This is a genomic window from Natrinema versiforme JCM 10478 (assembly GCF_000337195.1).
GTDB classification, from domain to species: domain Archaea; phylum Halobacteriota; class Halobacteria; order Halobacteriales; family Natrialbaceae; genus Natrinema; species Natrinema versiforme.
Genome location: NZ_AOID01000013.1, coordinates 134,312 through 155,010, shown reverse-complemented (window position 1 = coordinate 155,010; position 20,699 = coordinate 134,312). Strand labels below are relative to the sequence as shown.

17 protein-coding genes and 1 pseudogene are annotated in these 20,699 nt (G+C 65.6%); 10 read left to right on the top strand and 8 right to left on the bottom strand.

Translation table 11 applies throughout. The annotated features are described in order from the left end of the window. Positions 1-22: 22 nt before the first annotated feature. On the bottom strand, positions 23-475 hold the full coding sequence (locus C489_RS03865) for a dCTP deaminase/dUTPase family protein (RefSeq protein ID WP_049890578.1): 453 nt from the start codon (positions 473-475) through the stop codon (positions 23-25). A gap of 97 nt (positions 476-572) precedes the next feature. On the opposite strand from C489_RS03865, the gene C489_RS03860 reads away from it, so the two are divergent. Continuing rightward, positions 573-1,241, top strand: coding sequence for an O-methyltransferase (locus C489_RS03860; RefSeq protein ID WP_006429832.1), 669 nt, complete (start codon positions 573-575; stop codon positions 1,239-1,241). 89 nt (positions 1,242-1,330) lie between these two features. Here C489_RS03860 and C489_RS03855 read toward each other — a convergent pair whose 3' ends face one another. The 3 genes and pseudogenes from C489_RS03855 to C489_RS22525 form a co-directional block, all read right to left on the bottom strand. After that, positions 1,331-1,774, bottom strand: a complete 444-nt coding sequence (locus C489_RS03855) for a hypothetical protein (protein WP_006429831.1) — start codon at positions 1,772-1,774, stop codon at positions 1,331-1,333. 67 nt (positions 1,775-1,841) lie between these two features. Next, positions 1,842-5,387, bottom strand: coding sequence for a PAS domain S-box protein (locus C489_RS03850; protein ID WP_006429830.1), 3,546 nt, complete (start codon positions 5,385-5,387; stop codon positions 1,842-1,844). Positions 5,388-5,485: 98 nt separating this feature from the next. After that, positions 5,486-5,602: pseudogene (locus C489_RS22525) on the bottom strand (DUF1467 domain-containing protein); the annotation flags it as partial. 204 nt (positions 5,603-5,806) lie between these two features. Here C489_RS22525 and C489_RS03845 point away from each other — a divergent pair. Then, the gene (locus C489_RS03845) at positions 5,807-6,577 is read left to right on the top strand and encodes a creatininase family protein (protein ID WP_006429828.1); all 771 of its coding nucleotides are present in this window, start codon (positions 5,807-5,809) and stop codon (positions 6,575-6,577) included. 29 nt (positions 6,578-6,606) lie between these two features. On the opposite strand, the gene C489_RS03840 is transcribed toward C489_RS03845, so the two are convergent. Next, complete coding sequence (locus C489_RS03840) at positions 6,607-7,854, bottom strand: PQQ-binding-like beta-propeller repeat protein (RefSeq protein WP_006429827.1); 1,248 nt, start codon at positions 7,852-7,854, stop codon at positions 6,607-6,609. Beyond that, complete coding sequence (locus tag C489_RS03835) at positions 7,851-8,996, bottom strand: outer membrane protein assembly factor BamB family protein (RefSeq protein WP_049890567.1); 1,146 nt, start codon at positions 8,994-8,996, stop codon at positions 7,851-7,853. Before C489_RS03835 ends, C489_RS03840 begins: the two co-directional genes overlap by 4 nt. A 166-nt stretch (positions 8,997-9,162) precedes the next feature. Here C489_RS03835 and nikR point away from each other — a divergent pair, with 166 nt between their 5' ends. The 5 genes from nikR (at position 9,163) to C489_RS03810 (ending at position 14,045) form a co-directional block, all read left to right on the top strand. Continuing rightward, positions 9,163-9,588: a nickel-responsive transcriptional regulator NikR gene (nikR, locus tag C489_RS03830; RefSeq protein ID WP_006429825.1), complete on the top strand. Its 426-nt coding sequence runs from the start codon at positions 9,163-9,165 to the stop codon at positions 9,586-9,588. 107 nt (positions 9,589-9,695) lie between these two features. Next, positions 9,696-10,073, top strand: a complete 378-nt coding sequence (locus C489_RS03825) for a cupin domain-containing protein (protein WP_006429824.1) — start codon at positions 9,696-9,698, stop codon at positions 10,071-10,073. A 164-nt stretch (positions 10,074-10,237) separates the two neighbouring features. Next, positions 10,238-10,684, top strand: coding sequence for a hypothetical protein (locus C489_RS03820; protein WP_006429823.1), 447 nt, complete (start codon positions 10,238-10,240; stop codon positions 10,682-10,684). A 96-nt stretch (positions 10,685-10,780) separates the two neighbouring features. Then, the gene (locus tag C489_RS03815) at positions 10,781-11,932 is read left to right on the top strand and encodes an acyl-CoA dehydrogenase family protein (RefSeq protein WP_006429822.1); all 1,152 of its coding nucleotides are present in this window, start codon (positions 10,781-10,783) and stop codon (positions 11,930-11,932) included. A gap of 145 nt (positions 11,933-12,077) precedes the next feature. Beyond that, positions 12,078-14,045: a receiver/sensor box histidine kinase gene (locus C489_RS03810; protein WP_049890564.1), complete on the top strand. Its 1,968-nt coding sequence runs from the start codon at positions 12,078-12,080 to the stop codon at positions 14,043-14,045. Here the strand turns inward: C489_RS03810 and C489_RS03805 are convergent. After that, positions 14,042-14,614, bottom strand: a complete 573-nt coding sequence (locus C489_RS03805; RefSeq protein WP_006429820.1) for a HalX domain-containing protein — start codon at positions 14,612-14,614, stop codon at positions 14,042-14,044. The two genes, C489_RS03810 and C489_RS03805, sit on opposite strands and share 4 nt — an antisense overlap. Before the next feature lie 199 nt (positions 14,615-14,813). Then, positions 14,814-16,787 carry a 3-hydroxyacyl-CoA dehydrogenase/enoyl-CoA hydratase family protein gene (locus C489_RS03800; RefSeq protein ID WP_006429819.1) on the bottom strand — a complete coding sequence of 658 codons (1,974 nt, stop codon included), beginning with the start codon at positions 16,785-16,787 and terminating at the stop codon, positions 14,814-14,816. Positions 16,788-16,902: 115 nt separating this feature from the next. Here C489_RS03800 and C489_RS03795 point away from each other — a divergent pair, with 115 nt between their 5' ends. From C489_RS03795 to C489_RS03785, 3 genes are all read left to right on the top strand, one after another. Further along, on the top strand, positions 16,903-18,048 hold the full coding sequence (locus tag C489_RS03795) for an acyl-CoA dehydrogenase family protein (protein ID WP_006429818.1): 1,146 nt from the start codon (positions 16,903-16,905) through the stop codon (positions 18,046-18,048). 434 nt (positions 18,049-18,482) lie between these two features. Then, positions 18,483-19,073: a DNA-3-methyladenine glycosylase family protein gene (locus C489_RS03790; RefSeq protein WP_006429817.1), complete on the top strand. Its 591-nt coding sequence runs from the start codon at positions 18,483-18,485 to the stop codon at positions 19,071-19,073. A 234-nt stretch (positions 19,074-19,307) separates the two neighbouring features. Continuing rightward, entirely contained in the window at positions 19,308-20,609 is a 1,302-nt protein-coding gene (locus C489_RS03785) for a hypothetical protein (protein WP_006429816.1), read from the top strand. Positions 20,610-20,699 lie beyond the last annotated feature (90 nt).

Genomic DNA, 20,699 nt, shown 5'->3' with positions numbered 1-20,699 from the left:
GTCGCGTTCTATTCTTCTCGAGTCACTCGCGCCGAGTCGACCCGCCGAGCGGTACCAGCGTCGACACCCGTGCGTTCTCCTTGAGGCGGAGGCCGCCGTCGGCCACCGTCAGCGGGATCAGGGGCAGGTGGTCTCGCACCTGCATCGAGGGATGGGACCCGCCGCGGGCCAGCAACTCGTTGCGCGGCTGGAGCTGGACCGCCCCCTCGAGATCGGTGAGAAACTCGTTGTGCTGGATCACGTACTGGCCGCCCTCGAGGTGCCACCAGCCGTACTCGTCGTGGGGGCTCTCGAGTTCCGTCGGGACCGGCTCGAGGTCGGCGTCCGCGAGTTCGTCGCCGCCGAAGTCGAGTCGGCCGGGAGCGGCCACCTCGTAGACGGCGCTGACCGTCAGATCGATCCCGTGGTCGCTGACCTGTACCGGCTCGTACACCAGATTGTCGACGGCGTCGGCGAGTGGGTGTTCGGCGGGCATATCGGTCGACATGACGGTTGCGAGAACAAAAAGAATACCGTCGTCGGCGCGGTTCTCGCTCCCCGAAACCTATGGGCTGGCGGACGTATGCGGGAGTATGACCGACGTTCTGACCGACGAGATCGCCCGCTTCGTTCGCGCGGCCGGCTCGGCCCCCGACGAGACGCTGATCGAGATGGACGAGTTCGCCGCCGCCGAGGGGTTCCCCCACGTCGGCCCCGGCGTCGGCGCGTTCCTCCGCTTCGTCGCCCGTTTGAACGGGGCCGAGCGCGTGTTCGAATTCGGTTCGGGCTACGGCTACTCGGCCTACTGGTTCGCCGAGGCCCTGCCCGACGACGGTGAGATCGTCCTCACCGAAGTCGATGAGGACGAACTCGACCTCGCCCGCGAGTACATGGCCGCGGGCGGCTACGACGATATCGCGCGATACGAACTCGGCGACGCCATGGCGACGATCAACCGCTACGACGGCCCGTTCGACATCGTCCTCATTGACCACCAAAAGGAACGCTACGCGGACGCGTTCGAGGCGGTCCGCGAGATGGTTCCCGTCGGCGGCGTCATCGTCGCGGACAACGCGATCACGGCGAGCGTCGTCGACTTCGACGACTTACTCGAGTGGGCCGAGGGCACCGCGCCGGAAGATGTCAACGGACACACGAAAGGCGTTATCGACTATCTCGAGACGGTTCGAGCCGATCCGGCCTTCGAGACGGTCATCGTCCCGCTGGGCGAGGGAATCGCGGTGAGTTACCGCGTCGAGTGATTCCGACGCCGCGACGAGCGCGGTCTCGAGTCCGTCGGCGGTTCGGCAGCGAGAACCGGTGAGACGCGGTGAGAAACAGCGATTGTCGCTTAGAGCGAGTCCGATGTTTCGCCGTCGAGCATCTGTTCGTCGGCCGGGGCCGGGGAGCCGTACTCCCGAAATCCGAGGAAGATCGTCGCTCCAGCGGCAGTGAGCAGCGTCGCCCACGTGACCGCGGTGAGCGCGACGACGGTTGCCCCCGCAGGGCCCGGTGCGACGGAGCCGATCGTCTCGAGGCCGACGGCGTGCCCGCCGGCGACGCCGAGGAACGCGACCCAGAACCCGAGCGCCGTCCGGGCGAGCGCTCGTCGGGTGACCGTCTGGGCGTAGCGAGCGACACAATAGACGCCAGCGATGGCGATCGCAGTCGCTCCGAGGGTTAATCCGGCTCCGTCGACGGCGGCGTTTGCGACGCCGGCGACGGCGAAACAGGCGAGCGAGGCGACGAGCAGGGATCGATCCGAACCGGGTGTTGTCGGAATCACGTCGTGCACCGCTTTGCCAGGTTGAGTAGGTGGTCGGATATATAGCTGTTGGCTGACTGCAGCGGTTCGAACCGGGCTACGGCTCTCCGTCCGCGCTGTCGGCGGCCGGTAGCGTAAACGAGAACGTGGCTCCCTCGCCGGGGTCGGAGTCGACGCTGATCTCGCCGCCGTGGCGCTCGACGATCCGGTGACAGAGCGCGAGCCCGATCCCCGTCCCGGCGTGTTCCTCGTGGCTGTGCAGGCGCTGGAACACCTGAAAGATCCGCTCCTGATCGTCGGGATCGATGCCGATCCCCTCGTCGCGGACCGAGATCTCCCAGTTCCTGCCGTCGCGCTCGCCCCCGACGTGAATCCGCGGCGGCTCGTCGCCGCTGTACTCGATCGCGTTCGACAGCAGGTTCTGAAACACCTGCCGAAGCTGGCTCGCGTCGCCGGTCACGCGGGGCAGTGCGTCGACCGTTATCTCGGCGTCCGCTTCCTCGATCCTGAACTGCAGGTCCTCGCGGACGTCTTCGATGACCGCGTCGAGGTCGACGGGCTCGAGCGGGTCGCCCTGCGTTTCGACCCGGGAGTACTCGAGGAGCCCGTCGATCATCTCGCGCATGCGCTCGGCCCCGTCGACGGCGTAGTCGATGAACTCCTGCCCGTCGGCGTCGAGGTCGTCGGCGTAGCGGTTCTCGATCAACTGCAGGTAGCTCGTGATCATCCGCAGGGGCTCTTGGAGGTCGTGGGAGGCCGCGTAGGCGAACTGCTCCAAGCGCTCGTTCGATTCCTCGAGTCGGCGCTGGTACTTCGTGCGCTCGGTGATGTCCTGGACGACGAGCATGCCGGCGGTGACCTCGTCGCCGGTCCGAACCGGGAGGGTGTGGGCGCGGAGGTCTCGGCCGTAATACTGCATCTCGAAGGTGCGTTCCTCGCCCTCCAGAGCGGCCTGAAAGTGGGACTCGATATCGGCGACCATGTCGTCGGGATACCGGTCGTGAATCGTCTGCCCGATTGCAGCCTCCTGATCGATGCCGAGGTCGGCGAGGAGTTGCCCGCCCGCGGCCGTGTAGCGCAACTGGTCGTCGAACAGGGCGACGGTCCCGTTCGGGAAGTTCTCGGCGAGCGTGCGATAGCGCTGCTCGCTGGCCTCGAGTTTGCGCTGGCGCTCTCGTCGCTCGGTAATGTCCCGGACGACGCCGATCCGGCCGGACCCGGTCTCGGCGCTCGTAATCGACGTGATCGTCGCCTCGATCGGTCGTTCCTCGCCGGATTTCGTCTCGAGGGTCGTCTCGAGCGTCGGCTCCTCGCTCTCGTCGGTCGCGACCTCCTCGGCGAGGGCCATGATTGGTTCGTCGACGACGATCGACGCGTGGCTGCCGAGCAACTCGTCGCGATCGTAGCCGGTGAGATCGACGTACGCGTCGTTGACCATCGCGAAGCGGTCGGCTTCGTCGAGCGCGTAGATCCCGTCATCGATGGTTTCGATGATCCGCTCGTACTGCTCTAATTGTTGTTCCCGCTGCTTTCGGTCAGAGATGTCCCGGAAGTACACTGACAGCCCCGTCTCGGAGGGGTAGGCCTGAATCTCCATCCAGATGTCCAGCGAGTCGGAGTAGCGCTCCCACGACTGGGGCTGCTGGGTCTCCATCGCCCGCTCGTAGCGGTCGATGAGATCGGACCGCGTTCCGCTGGGGAACCGCTCCCAGATCTTCTCGCCGAGGAGGTCCGCCTCGGAGTGTCCGAGCAGTTCCGTGGCGCGGTCGTTGACGAGGGTGAACCGCCACTCGTCGTCGAGCGCGTAGAACGCGTCGGAGACGCGGCCGAGGATCTCGCTCAGTTCGGTCTCGAGTTCGCGTTTGCGCCGCTCGAGGCGGCGCTCGTGTTCTTTGAGCGCCGTGATGTCCTCGCCGGCGGAGATGACCCGCTCGAGCGCGCCGTCGCGGTCGAAGACGGGGACCGCGGTGATGGAGTACCACGTCTGCGCGCCCGTCTCGTCCTCGAAGACGAGTTCCTCGTCGATGACCGGTTCGCCGGTTTCCCTGACCCGGGCCGAGGGGCCGCGGCCGGGCTCGAGCGGGGTCCCGTCGGCGTCGGTAACGGTCTGCCGTGCGAGCAGTTCGGTCTCGCCGAGCGGCTCGCGATCGCCGAGGCCGAGCGTCGTCTGTGCGTGGCGGTTTGCAAGCACCGTCTTCCCGTCGGCGTCCTCGACCGAGATCGCGACCGGCGCGGTCCGGAGGATGGTTTCGGTCTGGGACCGCTCGCGCTCGAGGGTCCGTTCGTGGCTGATCCGGTCGAAGGTTACCTCTAGACTCGAGGCGACGATCTTCGCGAGCGAGCGGTCGCCGTCGTCGAACGCCGTCCGCTCTTCGGAGCCGATGATGACGATGCCGTGGTCGCCGATCGGCAGACAGATCTCGCTCCGGATCGGCGTGTCGGGGTTGTACACGTCGGAATCGTCAGTGACATCGTCGTAGATCACCGGGTCGCCGGACTCGAAGACGCGCCACGCGATCCCCTCGCCCGCCGCGAACGTGGGGAGATCGTCGAACAGGGCCCCGGCCGGTTCGGACCACGCGACCGGCTCGAGGACCGCCCGCTCCGGATCGTGGAGGAAGACGCCGTTGATCTCGAGATCGAGGATATCGGAGAGGTGCTGACAGGCCCGTTCGGCGGCCGCCTCGCGCGTGTCGGCACCGAGCCACTCGCGGACGGCCTCGTTCAGCCGGCGGAGCTGGTAGGCCCGCCGGTGCTGTTCGGTGACGTCGTAGTAGAGTTCGACGCGGCCGCCAGCGTACGGGCCGGAGTCGATCGGCTTGCTCCGGTGCTCGAGCCAGCGCTCCTCGCGACGTTCGCCCGCCGTGACGTGGCACTCGAAGCGCTCGGAGTCGCTGTTCGTGTCGTAGGTCGACTCGAGGATCCCGGCGAACCGCTCCGGGTCGGCGACCCCCTCGCTGATCGTCTCGTCGATCAGCCGCCGTTTGTTCCGGCCGATCACGTCCCTCGAGTCGAGCCCGAAGTACCGTTCGGCGGCGTCGTTGATCCACGCTACCTCGAACTCGTCGTCGAGGACGAAGACGCCCACGTCGGCCTCCTCGATCACCGCGGTAATCGGTTCGAGCGGTGGCGTGAAGGAGTGTTCCGGCTTCGGTTTCGGGTCCGACTTCGATGCGGTCCGGTCGGCCGCCTTCGTCCCCGTCTCCGGTCCCGTGGCACCCGTCACCGCCTGCGATCCCCGATCACTCTCTCGGGGCTCGAGTTCGCGAACGATGCCGATCGTCCCCTGCTGGCCGTCGGCGGCAGGGACCGTCCCGAGCCGTAGTTCGCAGGGAATCGTCGTGTCTGCAACCGTCCGAATCGATCGCTCGAACGTGGCGACGCCCGATGACGGGGCGCGCTCGAGGGCGTCGACGCCGTCGTCGCCGAGCAGCACCGAGACGTGCTCGCCGCGGAGTGCCTCCCGGCTAGCGGCGGTCAACTCGAGGAGCGCGTCGTCGACCGCGACGATCCGGTCGTCGCCGTCGAGTTGGAAGACGCCGCCCGGAACCGTCTCGACGAGGGTCCGGTACCACTGGCAGGCCGCCCGCTCGTCGCCGTCGTTCCAGGGGGCTAGATCCGCCGGCTCAGCCCGTTCAGTCATTAGAGAGAGGAAGCCGTTCCGACGGATAAGTCCAGCGCCGCCGCTGATTTCGCGTGTGAAGGCGACTGTGCTGTCAAACCGCCGTCTAATCGTCCGTATTAGCCGTCGCCGCTGCCGGAGAGAACGCGCTCTCCGGGCGTCGGTCGACCCGGGTGGATGCCGTACCGGGCGAAACCGTAACAGACGGTCAGCGACACCGCACAGAGGACCGCCGCGACGCGGCCGAGGGGCCAACCGATCGCGGGGGAGATCAGCGCCGCCGATCAACCGCGGCAGGAACCCGGATCGGGTCGCTTTCGATATTGACGCCGCGCGGTGAAAAGGCGGACGATCCGCCGCGTTCGGGTGCTCGATTTTCAGTCGGTCGCGAGCCGAATTCCCGCGGTACGCTATTGGTGGTCCAGACACGACAGATAGGTATGTACCTCGCCGACGAAGCGTGGCCCGACCTCGAGACGTACTTCGACTCGGAATCGCTCGCGCTCGTGCCGCTCGGTTCGACGGAACAGCACGGCCCCCACCTGCCCGAGGCGACCGACCACCTGATCGGAGAGGCGTTCGCCCGGGAGGTCGCCGACCGAACCGGCTACCTCTGTACGCCGACGATCAACGTCGGCGTCAGCGGCCACCACCGGCAGTTCCACGGCACGATGTGGGTCGAACCGCCGGCGTTTCGGTCGTATATGGAGTCGTTGACGCGGAACCTCACGTCCCACGGCATCGACCGGGTGATCTACGTGAACGCCCACGGCGGGAACGTCCCCCACCTTCGGGAAGTGGGAGCCCGGCTCCGGCAGGACGAGGTCGCTTACGCGATCGAGTGGATGTGGGACGAGTCGATCCCGGATCTCGTCGACGACCTCTTCGAGCAAAATGGTCCCCACGGCGGGCCGAAGGAGACCTCGATGATCCAGTACCTCGAGCCGGACCTGGTTCACGACGACCGCCTCGAGGAGGCCAGAGACACCGGGATTCCGAGCGTCGAGGCGGCCGAGACGGTCAAACACGGCTCGCGGACGTTCTACGACGCAGCGGACAACACCGAAAACGGCGTGTTAGGCGACCAGACGGACGCTTCCGCGGAGAAGGGGGAACAGTTGTTCGAGGCGGCGAGCGATCAGCTCGTGCAACTTTGCGAGTGGCTCGCCGCCCAGGAGTTCGCGGACCTGCTCCCGAGAGACCACGTGTAGGATGGCCCGTTCGACACTGACACGGTCGCTCAGGGCAACTCGAAGGCGCTGAGTTCGCCCGAAACGAGGACGAGAATCGCGTCGCGCCGCTCTCGAAGCTCCTCGACCGACGCGTGTTCGGTCTCGAACTCTTGGACGCCGTCGAGTTCACCGGTCGCCCGGTCGAGCCCGTACACCGATTGCTCGCGGTCGGTCACCCAGACGGTCTCGGCGGTCACGGCGGGCTCGAGCGGAGCGCGACCGGCCGCGACGAACCGAGCCCGCCAGTTGCGATCCCCGGTCTCGGCGTCGACCGCGTAGTAGCCGTCGTTCTCGGCGGCGAAGTAGACGGCGTCGCCGGCGACCGTGGGCCGTCGGTTGGCACGACCGAGCGACTCCGCGCGCCAGCGGCGGTCGAACGCGGGGAGGTCCACCGCGTTAATGCCCTCCATTGAGGCCATATACAGTCGATCGCCGTCGATAGTCCATCCGTTCGACGCGGCGCGGAACTCCTCGTCATCGATCGTTCCGTCGTCGATCGAGATCCTGTAGCTTCCGTTCCACCCCGCGACGAAGACCCAGCCGTCGATCGGCGCGGAGGCCGACGAGAGCAACACCGGCGAGTCGTCAATCTCGAGGAAGTCGTCTTTCGTGTTTCGCCACTCGAGGCGTCCCGTGGTTCGGTCGAATGCGGTGACTGCACCGCCTTCGTCGTCCGTCGTGTCCGAGAGCACGATGACGGACTCCGACCCCACCGAGAGGGAAATCGACGCGGTATGGGTCGCCGTGGAGTCCCACAGGGGGGCACCGTCATCGGCGTCGAGAAGTCGAACGGTTCCGGACTCGGTCGCGGCCGCGATGACGTCGCCGGACGGCGACGGTTCGATTGCCCGCCCGTTCGCAAGGGGTGCCTCGAGCGAGCGGGTCCAGCGTCGCGTTCCGCTTGACGGCGAGAGCCGAGCGACGGTGGCCGAATCGCCACCTCCCACGAAGAGCGGTCCGTCCCGACCCGCCTGTGCAATGTCCGTGATCGTACCCGTCTCGAGCGCCGCGCGCCAGCGCTCCTCGAGACCGTACGCGGGGGCCGTCTCCAACGTCGGCCCGTCGGGCTGATCGTCGGTTTCGGTCGTCGGTTCCGTCGCGTTGCCGTCCGACTGGTCGCCCTGCTCGGACTCCTCCCGCAAGTTGAGGCAGCCGGCGAACAGTCCGATCGCCATCGTTCCGAGCGCCGTTCGACGGCGGTACCGATCTCGCACGTCGGATTCGGAATCGTCGTCTGCGTCGCGGTCCGCCGTCATTGCGCTTGCACCTCGTTGTCCCGCGGTACCGCCTGAACTCCGCCGTCGACGTAATAGATCGCGGCGCTGCTGATCGCCGGCGGCCGGGTCTCCATTCGCGGATCCAGCTGCTGCTCGAACAGCGTTCGGCCGTCGTCGGCGTCGTACCCGAGGACGATCAGTCCGTTCGGTGCGACGTAGATCCGTCCGTCGCGATGCCGAACGTCGCTCCCACCGCCGCGAGCCTCCCAGACGACCGCTCCCGTGTCTTGCTCGAGCGCGTACGTCGTCGCGCCAACAGTGAAATAGACGCGCCCTCGAGCGGTGATCGGGGTCTGCGGATGGTTTCCGCTCTTTTCGACGGAGTGTTCCCAGACGACCGCACCCGTCTCCGCGTCGAACCCCGCCACCAACCCGTATCGGCCGGCGACCGTGGCGACGCCGTCACCGAATGCGACCTCGGAGATCAGGGCATCGTTCTCGACCGGCGTTTCCCACAGCACCTCGCCGGACTCGGTGTCGAGTCCGTAAACGGTGCTGACGTCGTTTGGCAACCTGTCAACGTCTCCCTGATCGGTCGTGACAATGATCCCGTCGCGTTCGGCCGCACCGTACCCCAACGTCCCCTTTCCACGGAACGACCACTGCTCGCTCCCGTCACTGCGGTCCAGCGCGTAGAACGTCGAGTCGTCGGCCGCGTAAATCGTGTCGTCGGTCACGACCGGTCGCGACAAGTTGGCACCGACGTCGGCGTGGAACCGTTCCTCCCCGGAGCCGACGTCGAGGCCGTAGACTTCGCGCGAAGTAGTGACGAACACCTCGTCGCCGGCGACGCGGACGAGTCGGGGTTCGCTGCCGACATCGAACGACCACCGTTGTTCGCCGCTAGCAGCGTCGAGCGCGTAGAGCGAGTTATCGACGCTTCCGACAAAAAGCAGTTCGCCGGCCAGCGTGGGCGGTGTCGCCATTCCGGCCCGTCCGCGGAACGTCCACGGGTCCTCGACCGCGGGCGGATCGGTCCGGGTCGGCGGGACCGTGTCGTCCGTCGCTTCCGACGCGTTCGGCGAGTTCGGCTCCCCCAATTCGGGTCTGAGACACCCGCCCGTGGCCGCGGTGATCCCGATCGTCGCGATGGCCTCCCGTCGAGACACTCCCCGTGACATATCATGACGGCTAGAGACAACCGCAATAGCAGTTTCGATTCGGTCAAATTCATCAAACGCGAGCCATGAACTGCCGAAATTCGGGAGAGGGAACCGGCTGTCGAGTCGGATCGCGTTTGCCCAACCGATAGCAATCCTTAATAGATTCTGCCCACCGAGTTATTATATGGCAGTCGTCAGCGTCTCGATGCCGGACGAACTCTTGGAGCGACTCGATCAGTTTTCGGAGGAACACGGCTACACCGGTCGGAGCGAAGTCGTCAGGGAAGCCTCGCGCAACCTCCTCGGGGAGTTCGAGGACACCCGACTCGAGGACCGGGATCTCATGGGGATCGTCACGGTGTTGTTCGACTACGAGACCACGAGCGTCGAAGAGCGGATGATGCACCTGCGCCATCAACACGAGGACCTCGTCGCCTCGAACTTCCACAGCCACGTCGGCGACCACTACTGCATGGAACTGTTCGTCCTCGAGGGCGAACTCGAGGACATCTCGACCTTCGTCGGGAAGATTCGGGCGACCAGGGACGCGCTGACCGTCGACTACTCCGTCATCCCGGTCGACAGCTTCAATCCGCTCGCACAGGAGTAGCGCCGCCGCTCGGTCGAATCTCACGAATCGCAGGTTGCCCGCCGACGAAATACCACGGACCGAAACGGAACGCGTAGTTTTACTGTCGTCCCCCCGAATGGGGACACATGTCATACCGGAAAGTCAACTACGAGGAGGTCGAGCAGGTCTCGAGCGCGATGCACTTTCTCAGCGATCCGCTCGAGACCGAGCAGGTGGGGGTCACGGTGGCTCGGTGTGATCCCGGCTGGAACAGCAAACCCCACGACCACACCGAGAACGCACACGAGGAAGTGTACGTCCTCATCGAGGGCGACGCGACGGTCGTCGTCGACGACGAGCCGGTCGCGATGGAGACCGGCGACGCGCTGTGGATCCCGCCCGAATCGACGCGCCAGATCCGCAACGGCGACCGCGAGAGCGCCTTCGTCCTCGTGAGCGCGCCGAGTATCGCCGACGACGAGGGCGACGGCGACGAGTGGTTGCTCTCCGGGTTCGCCGGCTGATCCGGCGCGGGCTCGAGGCTGTGGTGGGGTGGTTTTCGCGGACGGACGCGATCACTGGCGGATAACTGCTGTCCGCCGAATCGAAAAGCGGCGGGACGGTTTAGTGGAACCGCGTACACGTCGTCCGTAGGTGAGCCCCGATTTACTCGAAACACCACGCGGCCGTGTCGGTCGTCGTCGCCGGACTCCTGACCGCGTCACTCGCTCCGATATCTCTCTTCGGCTACGCCGTCCCCGCCGCGATCGTCGTCGCCTACGGCACCGCAGTCGGCGTCTTCATCGATCTGGATCACTTCCTCATCGCCCGGTTCAAGACCGGTGACTGGGACGCCGTTCGGTTCTGTCTGGCCAATCCCGGCACAGCGGCGACCGATCAGTCCGAAATCTTCGATCCCGGAGACGTCGGCGTCCTCTCGCGACTGCTGAGCCACGTTGTCATCGCCGGGGTCGTTGTCCCGTCGATCGCACTGGCCAGCGTCCCGCTGGCGATCGTGACCGGAGCCGTCCTCTACGTGCACCTCCTGGCCGATCTCGTCTGGGATATCTATCTGCTCGAGGGACACGCCGACGCGGCGGACTCGCTGGCGGAGTTCGTGCGGATGGTTCGATAGCGGCGGGCGGGACAGCGCGGCTCGGCCCGCTGAAGTCCGTCGCGGGTTGCGATATTGTCCCCCGACTATTTCCACCGAGCGTCCGTGAGAGGAGACATGGAACTACTCGACGACAGCATCGTCCCGGAGCACGCACGCGAGATCAAAGCCGAAGCCCGCGAGTTCGCGTGCGAACACATCGAACCCAACGCCCAGGAGTACTTCCAGTCGGGGGAGTATCCGGAGGAGATCCTCGAGGCCGGCCGGGAGGCGAACCTCGTCGCCCAAGACATCCCGGAGGAGTGGGGCGGACGGGGGCTGGACCTGGCCCAGTTGCTCGCGATGACGGAGGAGTTCTACCGGGCCGACGCGGGGATCGCGCTGACCCTGCAGTTGGCGAGTTTCGGCTGCGAGATCACCTACGAGCACGGCACCGACGAGCAGTGTGAGGAGTACATCCGTCCGGTCGCGGAGGGCAAGCAGCGCTCCGGGCTCGCGGTGTCGGAGCCCGATACCGGCAGCGACCTCGCAGGGATGCAGACCACGGCCGAGAAAGACGGCGACGAGTACGTCATCAACGGCGAGAAGTACTGGATCGGCAACGGCGTTGAGGCGGACTGGATCACGCTCTACGCCCGTACCGGCGACGACGAGGACAACCGCTACGGCAATCACTCGATGTTCATCGTGCCGACCGACACCGACGGCTACGAGGCCGAACACATCCCCGAGAAGATGGCGATGCGCGCCTCGAAGCAGGCACACATCGAGTTCGATGACTGCCGGATCCCCGAGGAGAACATAATCGGCAGCGAGGGAGACGGCTTCATGCTGCTGGCGGACTTCTTCAATCACGGCCGCATCGCCGTCGCCGGTCACGGACTGGGCATCGCCGCCGCCGCCATCGAGGAAGCGTGGGAGTTCACCCACGACCGCGAGGAGTTCGGGCGGACGATCAGCGACTTCCAGTCGGTCCAACACGGCCTCGCCGACATGCTGGTCGAGTTCGAGAGCGCTCGGACGCTCACGTGGCGCGCCCGGGAGAAAGTCGCAACCGAGGACAATGCGGGCTACTGGGCCGCGATGGCGAAGACGAAGGCGACCGAGACGGCCGTCGATGTCTCCGAGCAGGGGATGCAGTTCCACGGCGGCCGCTCGGTCTTAGACGAGCGCCGGATCGCTCGCGTCTTCCGCGACGCGCGAATCCCGGTGATCTACGAGGGGGCAAACGAGATCCAGCGCAATCTGATTTACGGACAAGCGCCCTGAACGCCAGAAATCACCGCAGTGGGGACCGTCCACTACGTTCTTCCGTTCGGTACCGGTTGGGCGAAAGAACAATCACTGTTGGTATCGTGTATCCCGATAGACCAATTGTCGCAATGGAGATGTCGGGAATCAGGAGTCGGCCGGTATGAGTCGGCCACGTGTGCTTTGTGTGAGCAGTGATCGCTCGACGCGAGCCTCGATTACGCTGTCGCTGACGGACGCGCCCGTCGATGTCGTCATCGCCCAGCGACCCACCGAGGCGATCGAGCGACTCGAGCGAGAGTCGATCGACGCCGTCATCATCGACGCGAGCGCCGTCGCGGACGTGCCGGCGCTCATCGAGGGCGTCGAACGCGAAACTCCAGGGACGCCGACGATGGCCTACTGGGCGGACGACGGCGAGGAGGGTGCCGTCGTGGGGGACCTCAGTTCTCGAGCGGGCAACACGGACTCCGCGGCGCGGTTGGCAGACGAGATCGTCGAGCGAACCGACGCCGTTCCGAACGCCGCGGTCGCGGCCGGTACCGGCACTGAAACCGCCGCCCTGGGAGCCCGCGCCGAGGGCGCTCACGCTCTCGAGAATCGGTCCGACGACCTCGCGACCCTCGTCAATCGCGTTCGGTGCCGGCTGGTCGACGCCACGTCGCCGCTCACCGTCGAGCGGGTGCTCCGCGAGGAGTTGACCGACGGCGACCGATTCGCGTTCGCGTGGGTCGGCGAGTACGACCGAGGCGAACGCGCGATCATCCCGTGGCTCTCCGATACGGACACCACCGAGTGGCCGCTCCGGCGAACGTTCGATGTCGGCGGCGGCGACCAGCCGCTGCTCGAGCGAGCCATCTGGACCGGAGACATCCACACTACGCAGTATGACGAGGCCGATCGAGACGCCGTTCCGTTCGGCGACCTCGCGTTCGAGCGCGGCGTCCGGTCGGTCGCCGTCGCACCGCTCGCTACGAGCGACGAACCGTACGGGGTAGCCGTCGTCTACGCGACGGATACGATCTCCGAGCGCGAGCGGGATGCGATTCGAGACGCGACCGCGGCGGCGTCCCACGTCCTCGAGACGATCGCCCTCCGCGGCCGGCACGAACAGCAGGAACGAGCGCTCCACCGGTACGAGCGCCTCGTCGAGACGGCTGGCGACGGGATGTACGTCCTCGACGAATCGGGGTACTTCATGACCGTCAACGACGCGCTGGTCGAGATCACCGGCTACAGCCGCGAGGGACTGCTCGGCGAACACGCCTCGATCCTGTTCGACCGCGAGGATGTCACTGCCGGCGAATCGATCATTCGATCGCTTCTCGAGACCGGGAGAAGCACCGATACCCTCGAGTTGACCCTCGAGACGAAACCGGGGGAGACGATCCCCTGCGAGGCCCAGATCGCCGTGCTCGTTCCCGACGGGGAGTTCCTCGGCTCGGTCGGCGTGCTTCGGGACGTGACCGAACGGCAGCGCCGGGAACGCCAACTCCGCGAGCGCAACGAGCGCCTCGACGCCTTCGCGCGGATCGTCAGTCACGACCTCCGCAACCCGCTGAGCGTCGCACAGGGCTATCTCGACCTGTTCGAGGACAGCGGGGACCCCGACCACGCCGCCAAGACCCGCGAGGGACTCGACCGCATGGAGTCGATCATCGACGACGTGCTGGCGATCGCCCGCGAGGGCGAGTGGGCGGCCGACACCGACCCCGTCGACCTCGAGTCGACCGCGCGCGAGGCCTGGGAGCACGTCTCGACGGCCGACGCGACGCTGTCGGTCACGGGCACGAGGACGCTCGAGGCCGATCGATCGCGACTGCTGCGACTCCTCGAGAACTGCTTCCGGAACAGTATCGAACACGGCGAAACCACCGAGACGGTTCGCGTCGGGCCGCTCGAGACGGACGAAAGCGACGCGAACGGCGGTTTCTTCGTGGAAGACGACGGCGAGGGGCTCCCCGATGACCGACGCGGGAACCTCTTCGATCCCTCGGTATCGTCGTCGACGGAGGGGCTGGGGATCGGACTCTGGATCGTCAGAGAAGTAGCTACGGGACACGGGTGGTCGGTCGGCGCGACCGAAAGCGACGACGGAGGGGCCCGCTTCGAGTTCGAGACGACGGATTAGTTCTCGGACTGGAGGTCCTGAAACGCGCCGACGAAGTCGTCGTGAGAGGACATCCCGGAGACCGTTTCGTCGACTCGTTGCTCGAGTTCCTCGACGCGGTCACAGAGGTCTTGGTACTCCTCGTTGTCCGCGAGTTCGCGGTCTGCCTTCTCGGACTCCAGCAGCGCCTTCTTCGAGACAAGCGCGTAGTACTCCTGGATATCCGACTCGTAGTCCGAGCGGTCGGCGACATCGTCGACCATCTCGACGAGTTCGTCCTTCGAGACCGGCTTGACGAGGTAATCGTCAAAGCCCATCTCGATGATATCGAAGTCCGGATCGACCGCCGTTACCATGACGACCCGGGTATCGTACCCATCGTCGCGGATCTGCTCGAGGACTTCGTCGCCGGACAGTCCCGGCATCCGCCGGTCTAACAGAACGACCTCGACGGAGTCGGTCATTTTCTCGAGCGCTTCCTCTCCGTCGTACGCCGTCGCGACGGGACGCTCGTCTTGGAGCCACGCGGCAAACAGGTCCGCGAGACGAGCTTCGTCGTCGACGACGAGCACCTCGGGCCCGTCACTCATCGGGTACCCCCTCCGTTCTCTTCATCGATTACAGCCACGGGACACCAATGGTACCTCTTCGTGATAAATCTCGTGACCAAGTGTCAATAATCCGGTATTCATGTTGTGCCGAATAGCGGATATATGGGGGAGAACAGACACCGAAATTCGAACGCAGTCCAAACGGGTATCCGATCGCTGGGTGCTCAGTTCGACTCGGTTACTGGCCCTCGAACTCCGGCTCCTCGTCTTCCATGAAGGCCGTGATGCCCTCCATCAGGTCGTCGGTCGCCATCAGGTGGCCGAAGGCGGAGGCCTCGTACTCGAGGCCGGCCTCCGTGTCGTCGCGGCCGGCGAGCATCGCGCGCTTGGTGAACGTCTGGGCGATCGGCGGGCCGCCGGCGAGGTCGGTCGCCAGCTCGAGGGCGCGCTCGGTGAGGTCGTCGTTGGCGACGACTTCGTTGACGAAGCCGTAGTCGGCCATCGTCTCGGCGTCGTAGCGCTCGGCGGTGAGGATGATCTCCTTGGCGCGACCCTCGCCGACGATGTGTTTGAGCCGCTGGGTGCCGCCCCACCCCGGAATGAGGCCGAGATCGAGTTCGGGCTGGCCGAACTGGGAGCGCTCGCTGGCGACGCGCATGTCCGCACAGGTCGACAGCTCCATCCCGCCGCCGAGACAGAAGCCGTCGATACCCGCGACGACGGGCATATCGCAGGCCTCGAGGTCGCCGAACGTCTGCTGGCCGAGCCGCGAGAGCTCCTGGCCCTCGATCGGGTCGGCCCCGCTGCCGGCCATACTTTGTACGTCGGCACCGGCCGAGAAGGCCTTCTCGCCCTCGCCGGTGATCAGGAGCGCGCGGACCTCGTCGTCTTCCTCTAACTGCTCGATCGCCGCCGAGAGCTCCTCGAGCAGTTCGTCGCTGATGGTGTTCATCCGGTGTGGCCGATCGAGGACGATGTGGCCGACGTAGTCGCCGGGGTACTCGAGGCGGATCGTCTCGAAGTCGACGCCATCGGCGTCGTCCGCCGACTCGTAGAAGCCGCCCGCGTCGGCTCGCTCGGCGAGGAATTCGTCAGGCGCGTAGCGCTCGTGGCCGGTCGCCTCGTAGGCCTCCTCGAGGGTTTCGTGGAGGGCCGCGAGGCCGTAATCGTCGACCAGTTTGACCGGGCCGTCGGGGAAGCCGGCACCGAGCTGGACGGCCTCGTCGATCGATTCCGGCGGAGCGACGTCACCGCCGATCAGCTTCGCGGCCTCGTTGGCCATCGTCGCGAGGAGCCGCTCTTTGACGAACTCCGACTGTTGGTCGGTCGGGATCTGGACGCCCTCGCCGTCCTCGTAGTCGTAGAAGCCCTTCCCGGTCTTCTTGCCGAGTTCCTCGTTTGCGACTTTCTCCTCGAGCAGCGGGGCTGGCTCGTAGGCCTCGCCCAGTACCTCGTTCATGTACTCGAGGACATGGTAACTGACGTCGTTGCCGACCTGATCGCCGAGTTCGAAGCTGCCCATCGGCAGCCCCATGTCGTACTTCGTCGTCGAGTCGACTTCGGCGATGGTCGCCTTGTCGTTGCTGACCAGCCACGCGGCCTCGTTCATCAGCGGCACCAGAATGCGGTTGACGATGAAGCCCGGCGAGTCCTTGTGGACTCGGACCGGCGTCTTCCCGAGATCCTCGGCGAACGCTTCCGTGACCTCGAGGGTCTCCTCGGCGCTTTCGGCACCCGAAATCACTTCGACCAACTGCATCCGCACCGGCGGGTTGAAGAAATGCATCCCGCAGAACCGCTCCGGTCGCTCCGTGAACCCGGCGAGTTCGGTGATCGAGAGACTCGAGGTGTTCGTCGCGAAAATCGCTCGATCGGGGGCGTGCTCTTCGAGGTCCGTGTACACGTCCTTCTTGATCTCCATCTGCTCGGGGACCGCCTCGATGACGAAATCGGCGTCCGCGACGGCTTCCTCCATGTCGACCAGCGGCGTCACGCGCTCGAGGGCTGCGTCTGCCTCCTCGTCGGTGAGCTGGTCGTTCTCGGCGAGTTTGCCCAGCGACCACTCGATCGATTCGTAGCCGTTCTGGACGAACTCCTCTTTGATGTCGCGCATGTGCACATCGTAGCCAGCCATCGCGGCGACCTCCGCGATCCCGTGGCCCATATTGCCCGCACCCAGAACTGCGACGGTGTTGATATCCTCGAGTTCCATGCCCAATCATCCTATGTGGTCCCGTTTCAACGTTTCCCTCTCCCCTCATAGAAACGATAGTTCTGTTTACCGGCGGTTACAAACTTCTTTATCGCTCCGTTAGTAACGATCGTCCATGGAATTCGGACTCAGCGAAGAACAGCAGCAGATCCGCGACGAGGTCCGTCGGTTCGCCGAAAACGAGATCGTCCCCAACGCCGAGGAGTACGACACCGAGGAGAAGTTCCCCCACGAGATCGTCGACGAAGCCGCCGAGATGGGACTGGTCGGCTCCTCGATCCCCATCGAGTACGGCGGAGCGGGCTACTCCACCCTCGAGTCGGCGCTGATCGCCGAGGAACTGTTCTCCCACGACCCCGGCATCGCACTCTCGATCATGGCCTGTTCGTTCGGGACCGAGGCCATCCGCGAATTCGGGACCGAAGACCAGAAGGAACGCTACTTAGAGCCCGTCGCGCTGGGCGAGAAGATCTCCGGCGCGGCGATTTCGGAACCCGACACCGGCTCGGACGTCTCTTCGGTTTCGACCCGCGCCGAGAAGGACGGCGACGAGTGGGTGATCAACGGCAACAAGATGTGGATCACCAACGGCACCGTCGGCGACTTCTTCGTCGTGCTCTGTAAGACCGATCCCGACGCCGAGAGCCGCTACGACGGCTTCAGCCAGATCATCGTCGAGGCCGATCGCGATGGCTTCTCCGCGGACAAGATCACCGGCAAGCTCGGCATCCGCGCCTCCGACACCGCCGAACTAATCTTCGACGATGTCCGCGTCCCCGAGGAGAACCTCGTCGGCGACCGCGACGCCGCCTTCCTCCAGCAGATGCAGTTCTTCGACGCCACCCGAACCGGCGTCGCCGCGCAGGGACTCGGCATCGCGAGAGGCGCACTCGAGGCCGCGCTGGACTACGCCGAGGACCGCGAGCAGTTCGGCCAGTCCATCTCGGAGTTCCAGGCCATCCAGCACAAACTCGCCGACATGGCGACCAAGACCGAGGCCGCACGCAACCTGACCTACAAGGCCGCCTGGAACGTCGATCAGGGCAACGACATCACGAAACTCGCCTCGATGGCCAAGGAGTACGCCTCCCGCGTCGCCGTCGATGTCTCCAACGAGGCCGTCCAGATCCACGGCGGGGCCGGCTACGTCAACGACTTCCCCGTCGAGCGCTTCTACCGGGACTCGAAGATCACCCAGATCTACGAGGGCACCACAGAGATCCAGAAGAACGTGATTGCGCGGGAGCTCTTAGACGACTAGAACCGAAATTTTACGCTGCGGGCTGCCGAGGGCGGCCCTCGGTAAAATTTCGATCAAAAGCACTCCTCCTTCCTCTCCGCTCGCTGACTCGCGGTTTCACCGCTCGTCTATTCGCGGCGCGTAGCGCCGCGCAACCGCTCGCTCCGAGTCAGTCGTCGGCCCGCTCGCTCAGCCTTCGGCTTCGCTCGCGGTGGGTTTCGGTGAAATGCCTGCCCTCCCCCGGGTTACGCGGTTCGCCGTGAGTGCGGCGAACCGCGTTCCCGGCCAACCGATTTGTGGGTCGTGACGAGCAACGCGATGCGACTGGCGAACCTCGAGCCCGACCTGCCCGACGAGCGACATCGAGAGTAGGGAGACGAGAACCGCCGACACCGACTGATCCGTCGACCGAGACGCCTATCTTTCCCCGGGCCCTTCTCGCGATACCGACACGAATGCTCGAGGAGGCACACACCGAACTGCGTCGAGACCCCGTGATGGCGGAGCTCATCGACCGACACGATCCGTACGTCGAACAGGACTGGGACGAGTACGAGCGGCTCTGTATCTCGATCATCAATCAGCAGTTATCGACGGCGAGCGCCGCCGCCGTCCGCGACCGCGTGTTCGAACTGTTCCGCGGCGAGGTGACGCCCGAAGCGGTGTTAGACGCGGAGGACGAGGCGCTGCTCGGGGCCGGCCTCTCTCGGAGCAAGGTCGAGTACCTGCGCAACGCCGCCCGCGCGTTCCGCGAGAACGATTTCACGCGGGAGGGGCTGGCCGACCACTCGAACGAGGCGGTCGTCGATGCCCTCACCGAAATCAAGGGCATCGGCCCGTGGACGGCGCGCATGTACCTCCTGTTCGTCTTGGAGCGCGAGGACGTGTTGCCCCTCGGCGACCTCGCCGTCCGTCGGGCGATCGAAGGGTTGTACGGCGACGGCGAGGAGATGACTCGAGCGGAGATGCGCGAGGTCGCCGAACAGTGGCGGCCCTACCGCAGCGTCGCCACACGATACCTCTGGGCGGATTACGAGTCCGAGTAGCTCACCCTGCGAGACCGCGATTAACTGGCGGTTCCGGTTCCACGCGACTATCGCGTGTGGGGTAATCCGGTATTGGAGACCGAAAGCCGGGTGCGGAACTGCCGGACACGTTCGCTAATTCGCTATTACACACCCGAGTATGCAGGCCGGAAACGGGGGCTCGAGAAACGAGCTATTGAGCCGACGGGATGGCCCGCCCGACTCAAGTACTGGTCGGTCGGGAGGCCTAGTGAGATGGCAAACGAGACACCACCGACCGATCCGGACACACCCAACCAGCGGCGAATGACCACCGACACCGAACGCATCAGGGAGTGGGCGGAGGCCCGCGACGCCGTCCCGGTCCGAATCCAGGACAGCGAGGATCACGGCCACTCGTTCACCCGTCGAGACGATTTGGGCGAGAGCCACGAGGAGTACTCCTGGGACGAGTTCGAAGAGCGGTTCGACGACGAGGACCTCGTCTTCGTCTACCACGAGGAGGAGCCGACCGGCGAGGGGCTGGGCTTCTTCGAGGTCGTCGAGCGCGAGCAGGCCTTCGAGCGGGCCGACCTCGGCCGGGACGAACTCGAGGAGTCGCTCAAGGAAGGTGAAACGGTGACGACGGAGATCGTCGAGACGCAGGTCGTCGAGACGGAGGTCGTGGAGACGGACACCATCGAGAGCGAGGTCGTCGACACGGACCTGGTCGAACGCGAGATCGTCGACTCCGAGATCGTCGAGCGCGAGATCGTCGAGACCGAGTTCATCTCCGACGACATGATCGAGGTGACCGTCGACCAGACCCGCCTCGACACCATCGAAGAGGTCGAACGTTACGTTGTCGAGAGCGAGGTCGTCGACATCGATATCGAGCAAGATCAGGAGATGGAAAGCGACGTCGTCGAGACGAACATCGAACTCGAGAGCGTCCAGCGATCGATCCTCGATAGCGACGTCGTCCGCTCGAGCGTGACGACCGACGAGGTGATCGAGCGAGAGGTCATCCAGAGCCAGCGCACCGAGGGCGCTACCGTCCAGAGCGAACTCATCGAGCGGCGGCTGATCGAGGAAGAGCTGGACGAGCAACTGCTGCTGACCTACGTCCTCGAGGAGTCCGAACTGATCGAGTCCGAAGTGGTTCGCAGCGACATGCTCGAAGGCGATATCATCGACGTCGAAGAGTACGGAGCCGCGGAAACCGCTGGAATGGAGACCGAGGCCGGCGGTACCATGGGCGGCGAAGCGACGGCGAGTACCGCCACCGAGGCCGGCACAGGAACGACGGACGAGGCGATGGACACGCCGATGGACGCATCGGCGGTCGAACTCTCGCGGGACGATCAGGGGAAAGCCGTCCTCGACGAGTCCGGACAACAGATCGGCATGGTCGCCGAAGTCGAGGACCAGACCGCGTACGTCGATCCGGAGCCCGGACTGACGGATCGGCTCAAGGCACGACTGGACTGGGGCAGCCACGGTGACGACGACTACCCGGTCGAGTCATCACAGATAACCGAAATCACGGACGACGAAGTCGTCATCCGCAGCGAGTAACGCGAAAACCGGTCGAGCGCTCCGACCGGGCGACGGTCGGCCCCAGCGAACGCAGTTTCCAGCCGGCGGTGGGTCAGTGCCGTCGCGACC

What these genes read in the sequence shown, in the direction of transcription:
- C489_RS03840 (WP_006429827.1), bottom strand. Translation starts at nt 7,854, where the DNA reads ATGACGGCGGACCGCGACGCAGACGACGATTCCGAATCCGACGTGCGA.
- C489_RS03850 (WP_006429830.1), bottom strand. Translation starts at nt 5,387, where the DNA reads ATGACTGAACGGGCTGAGCCGGCGGATCTAGCCCCCTGGAACGACGGC.
- C489_RS03865 (WP_049890578.1), bottom strand. Translation starts at nt 475, where the DNA reads ATGCCCGCCGAACACCCACTCGCCGACGCCGTCGACAATCTGGTGTAC.
- C489_RS03795 (WP_006429818.1), top strand. Translation starts at nt 16,903, where the DNA reads ATGGAATTCGGACTCAGCGAAGAACAGCAGCAGATCCGCGACGAGGTC.
- C489_RS03805 (WP_006429820.1), bottom strand. Translation starts at nt 14,614, where the DNA reads ATGAGTGACGGGCCCGAGGTGCTCGTCGTCGACGACGAAGCTCGTCTC.
- C489_RS03835 (WP_049890567.1), bottom strand. Translation starts at nt 8,996, where the DNA reads ATGTCACGGGGAGTGTCTCGACGGGAGGCCATCGCGACGATCGGGATC.
- C489_RS03860 (WP_006429832.1), top strand. Translation starts at nt 573, where the DNA reads ATGACCGACGTTCTGACCGACGAGATCGCCCGCTTCGTTCGCGCGGCC.
- C489_RS03815 (WP_006429822.1), top strand. Translation starts at nt 10,781, where the DNA reads ATGGAACTACTCGACGACAGCATCGTCCCGGAGCACGCACGCGAGATC.
- C489_RS03845 (WP_006429828.1), top strand. Translation starts at nt 5,807, where the DNA reads ATGTACCTCGCCGACGAAGCGTGGCCCGACCTCGAGACGTACTTCGAC.
- C489_RS03810 (WP_049890564.1), top strand. Translation starts at nt 12,078, where the DNA reads ATGAGTCGGCCACGTGTGCTTTGTGTGAGCAGTGATCGCTCGACGCGA.
- C489_RS03790 (WP_006429817.1), top strand. Translation starts at nt 18,483, where the DNA reads ATGCTCGAGGAGGCACACACCGAACTGCGTCGAGACCCCGTGATGGCG.
- C489_RS03800 (WP_006429819.1), bottom strand. Translation starts at nt 16,787, where the DNA reads ATGGAACTCGAGGATATCAACACCGTCGCAGTTCTGGGTGCGGGCAAT.
- C489_RS03785 (WP_006429816.1), top strand. Translation starts at nt 19,308, where the DNA reads ATGGCAAACGAGACACCACCGACCGATCCGGACACACCCAACCAGCGG.
- C489_RS03825 (WP_006429824.1), top strand. Translation starts at nt 9,696, where the DNA reads ATGTCATACCGGAAAGTCAACTACGAGGAGGTCGAGCAGGTCTCGAGC.
- nikR (WP_006429825.1), top strand. Translation starts at nt 9,163, where the DNA reads ATGGCAGTCGTCAGCGTCTCGATGCCGGACGAACTCTTGGAGCGACTC.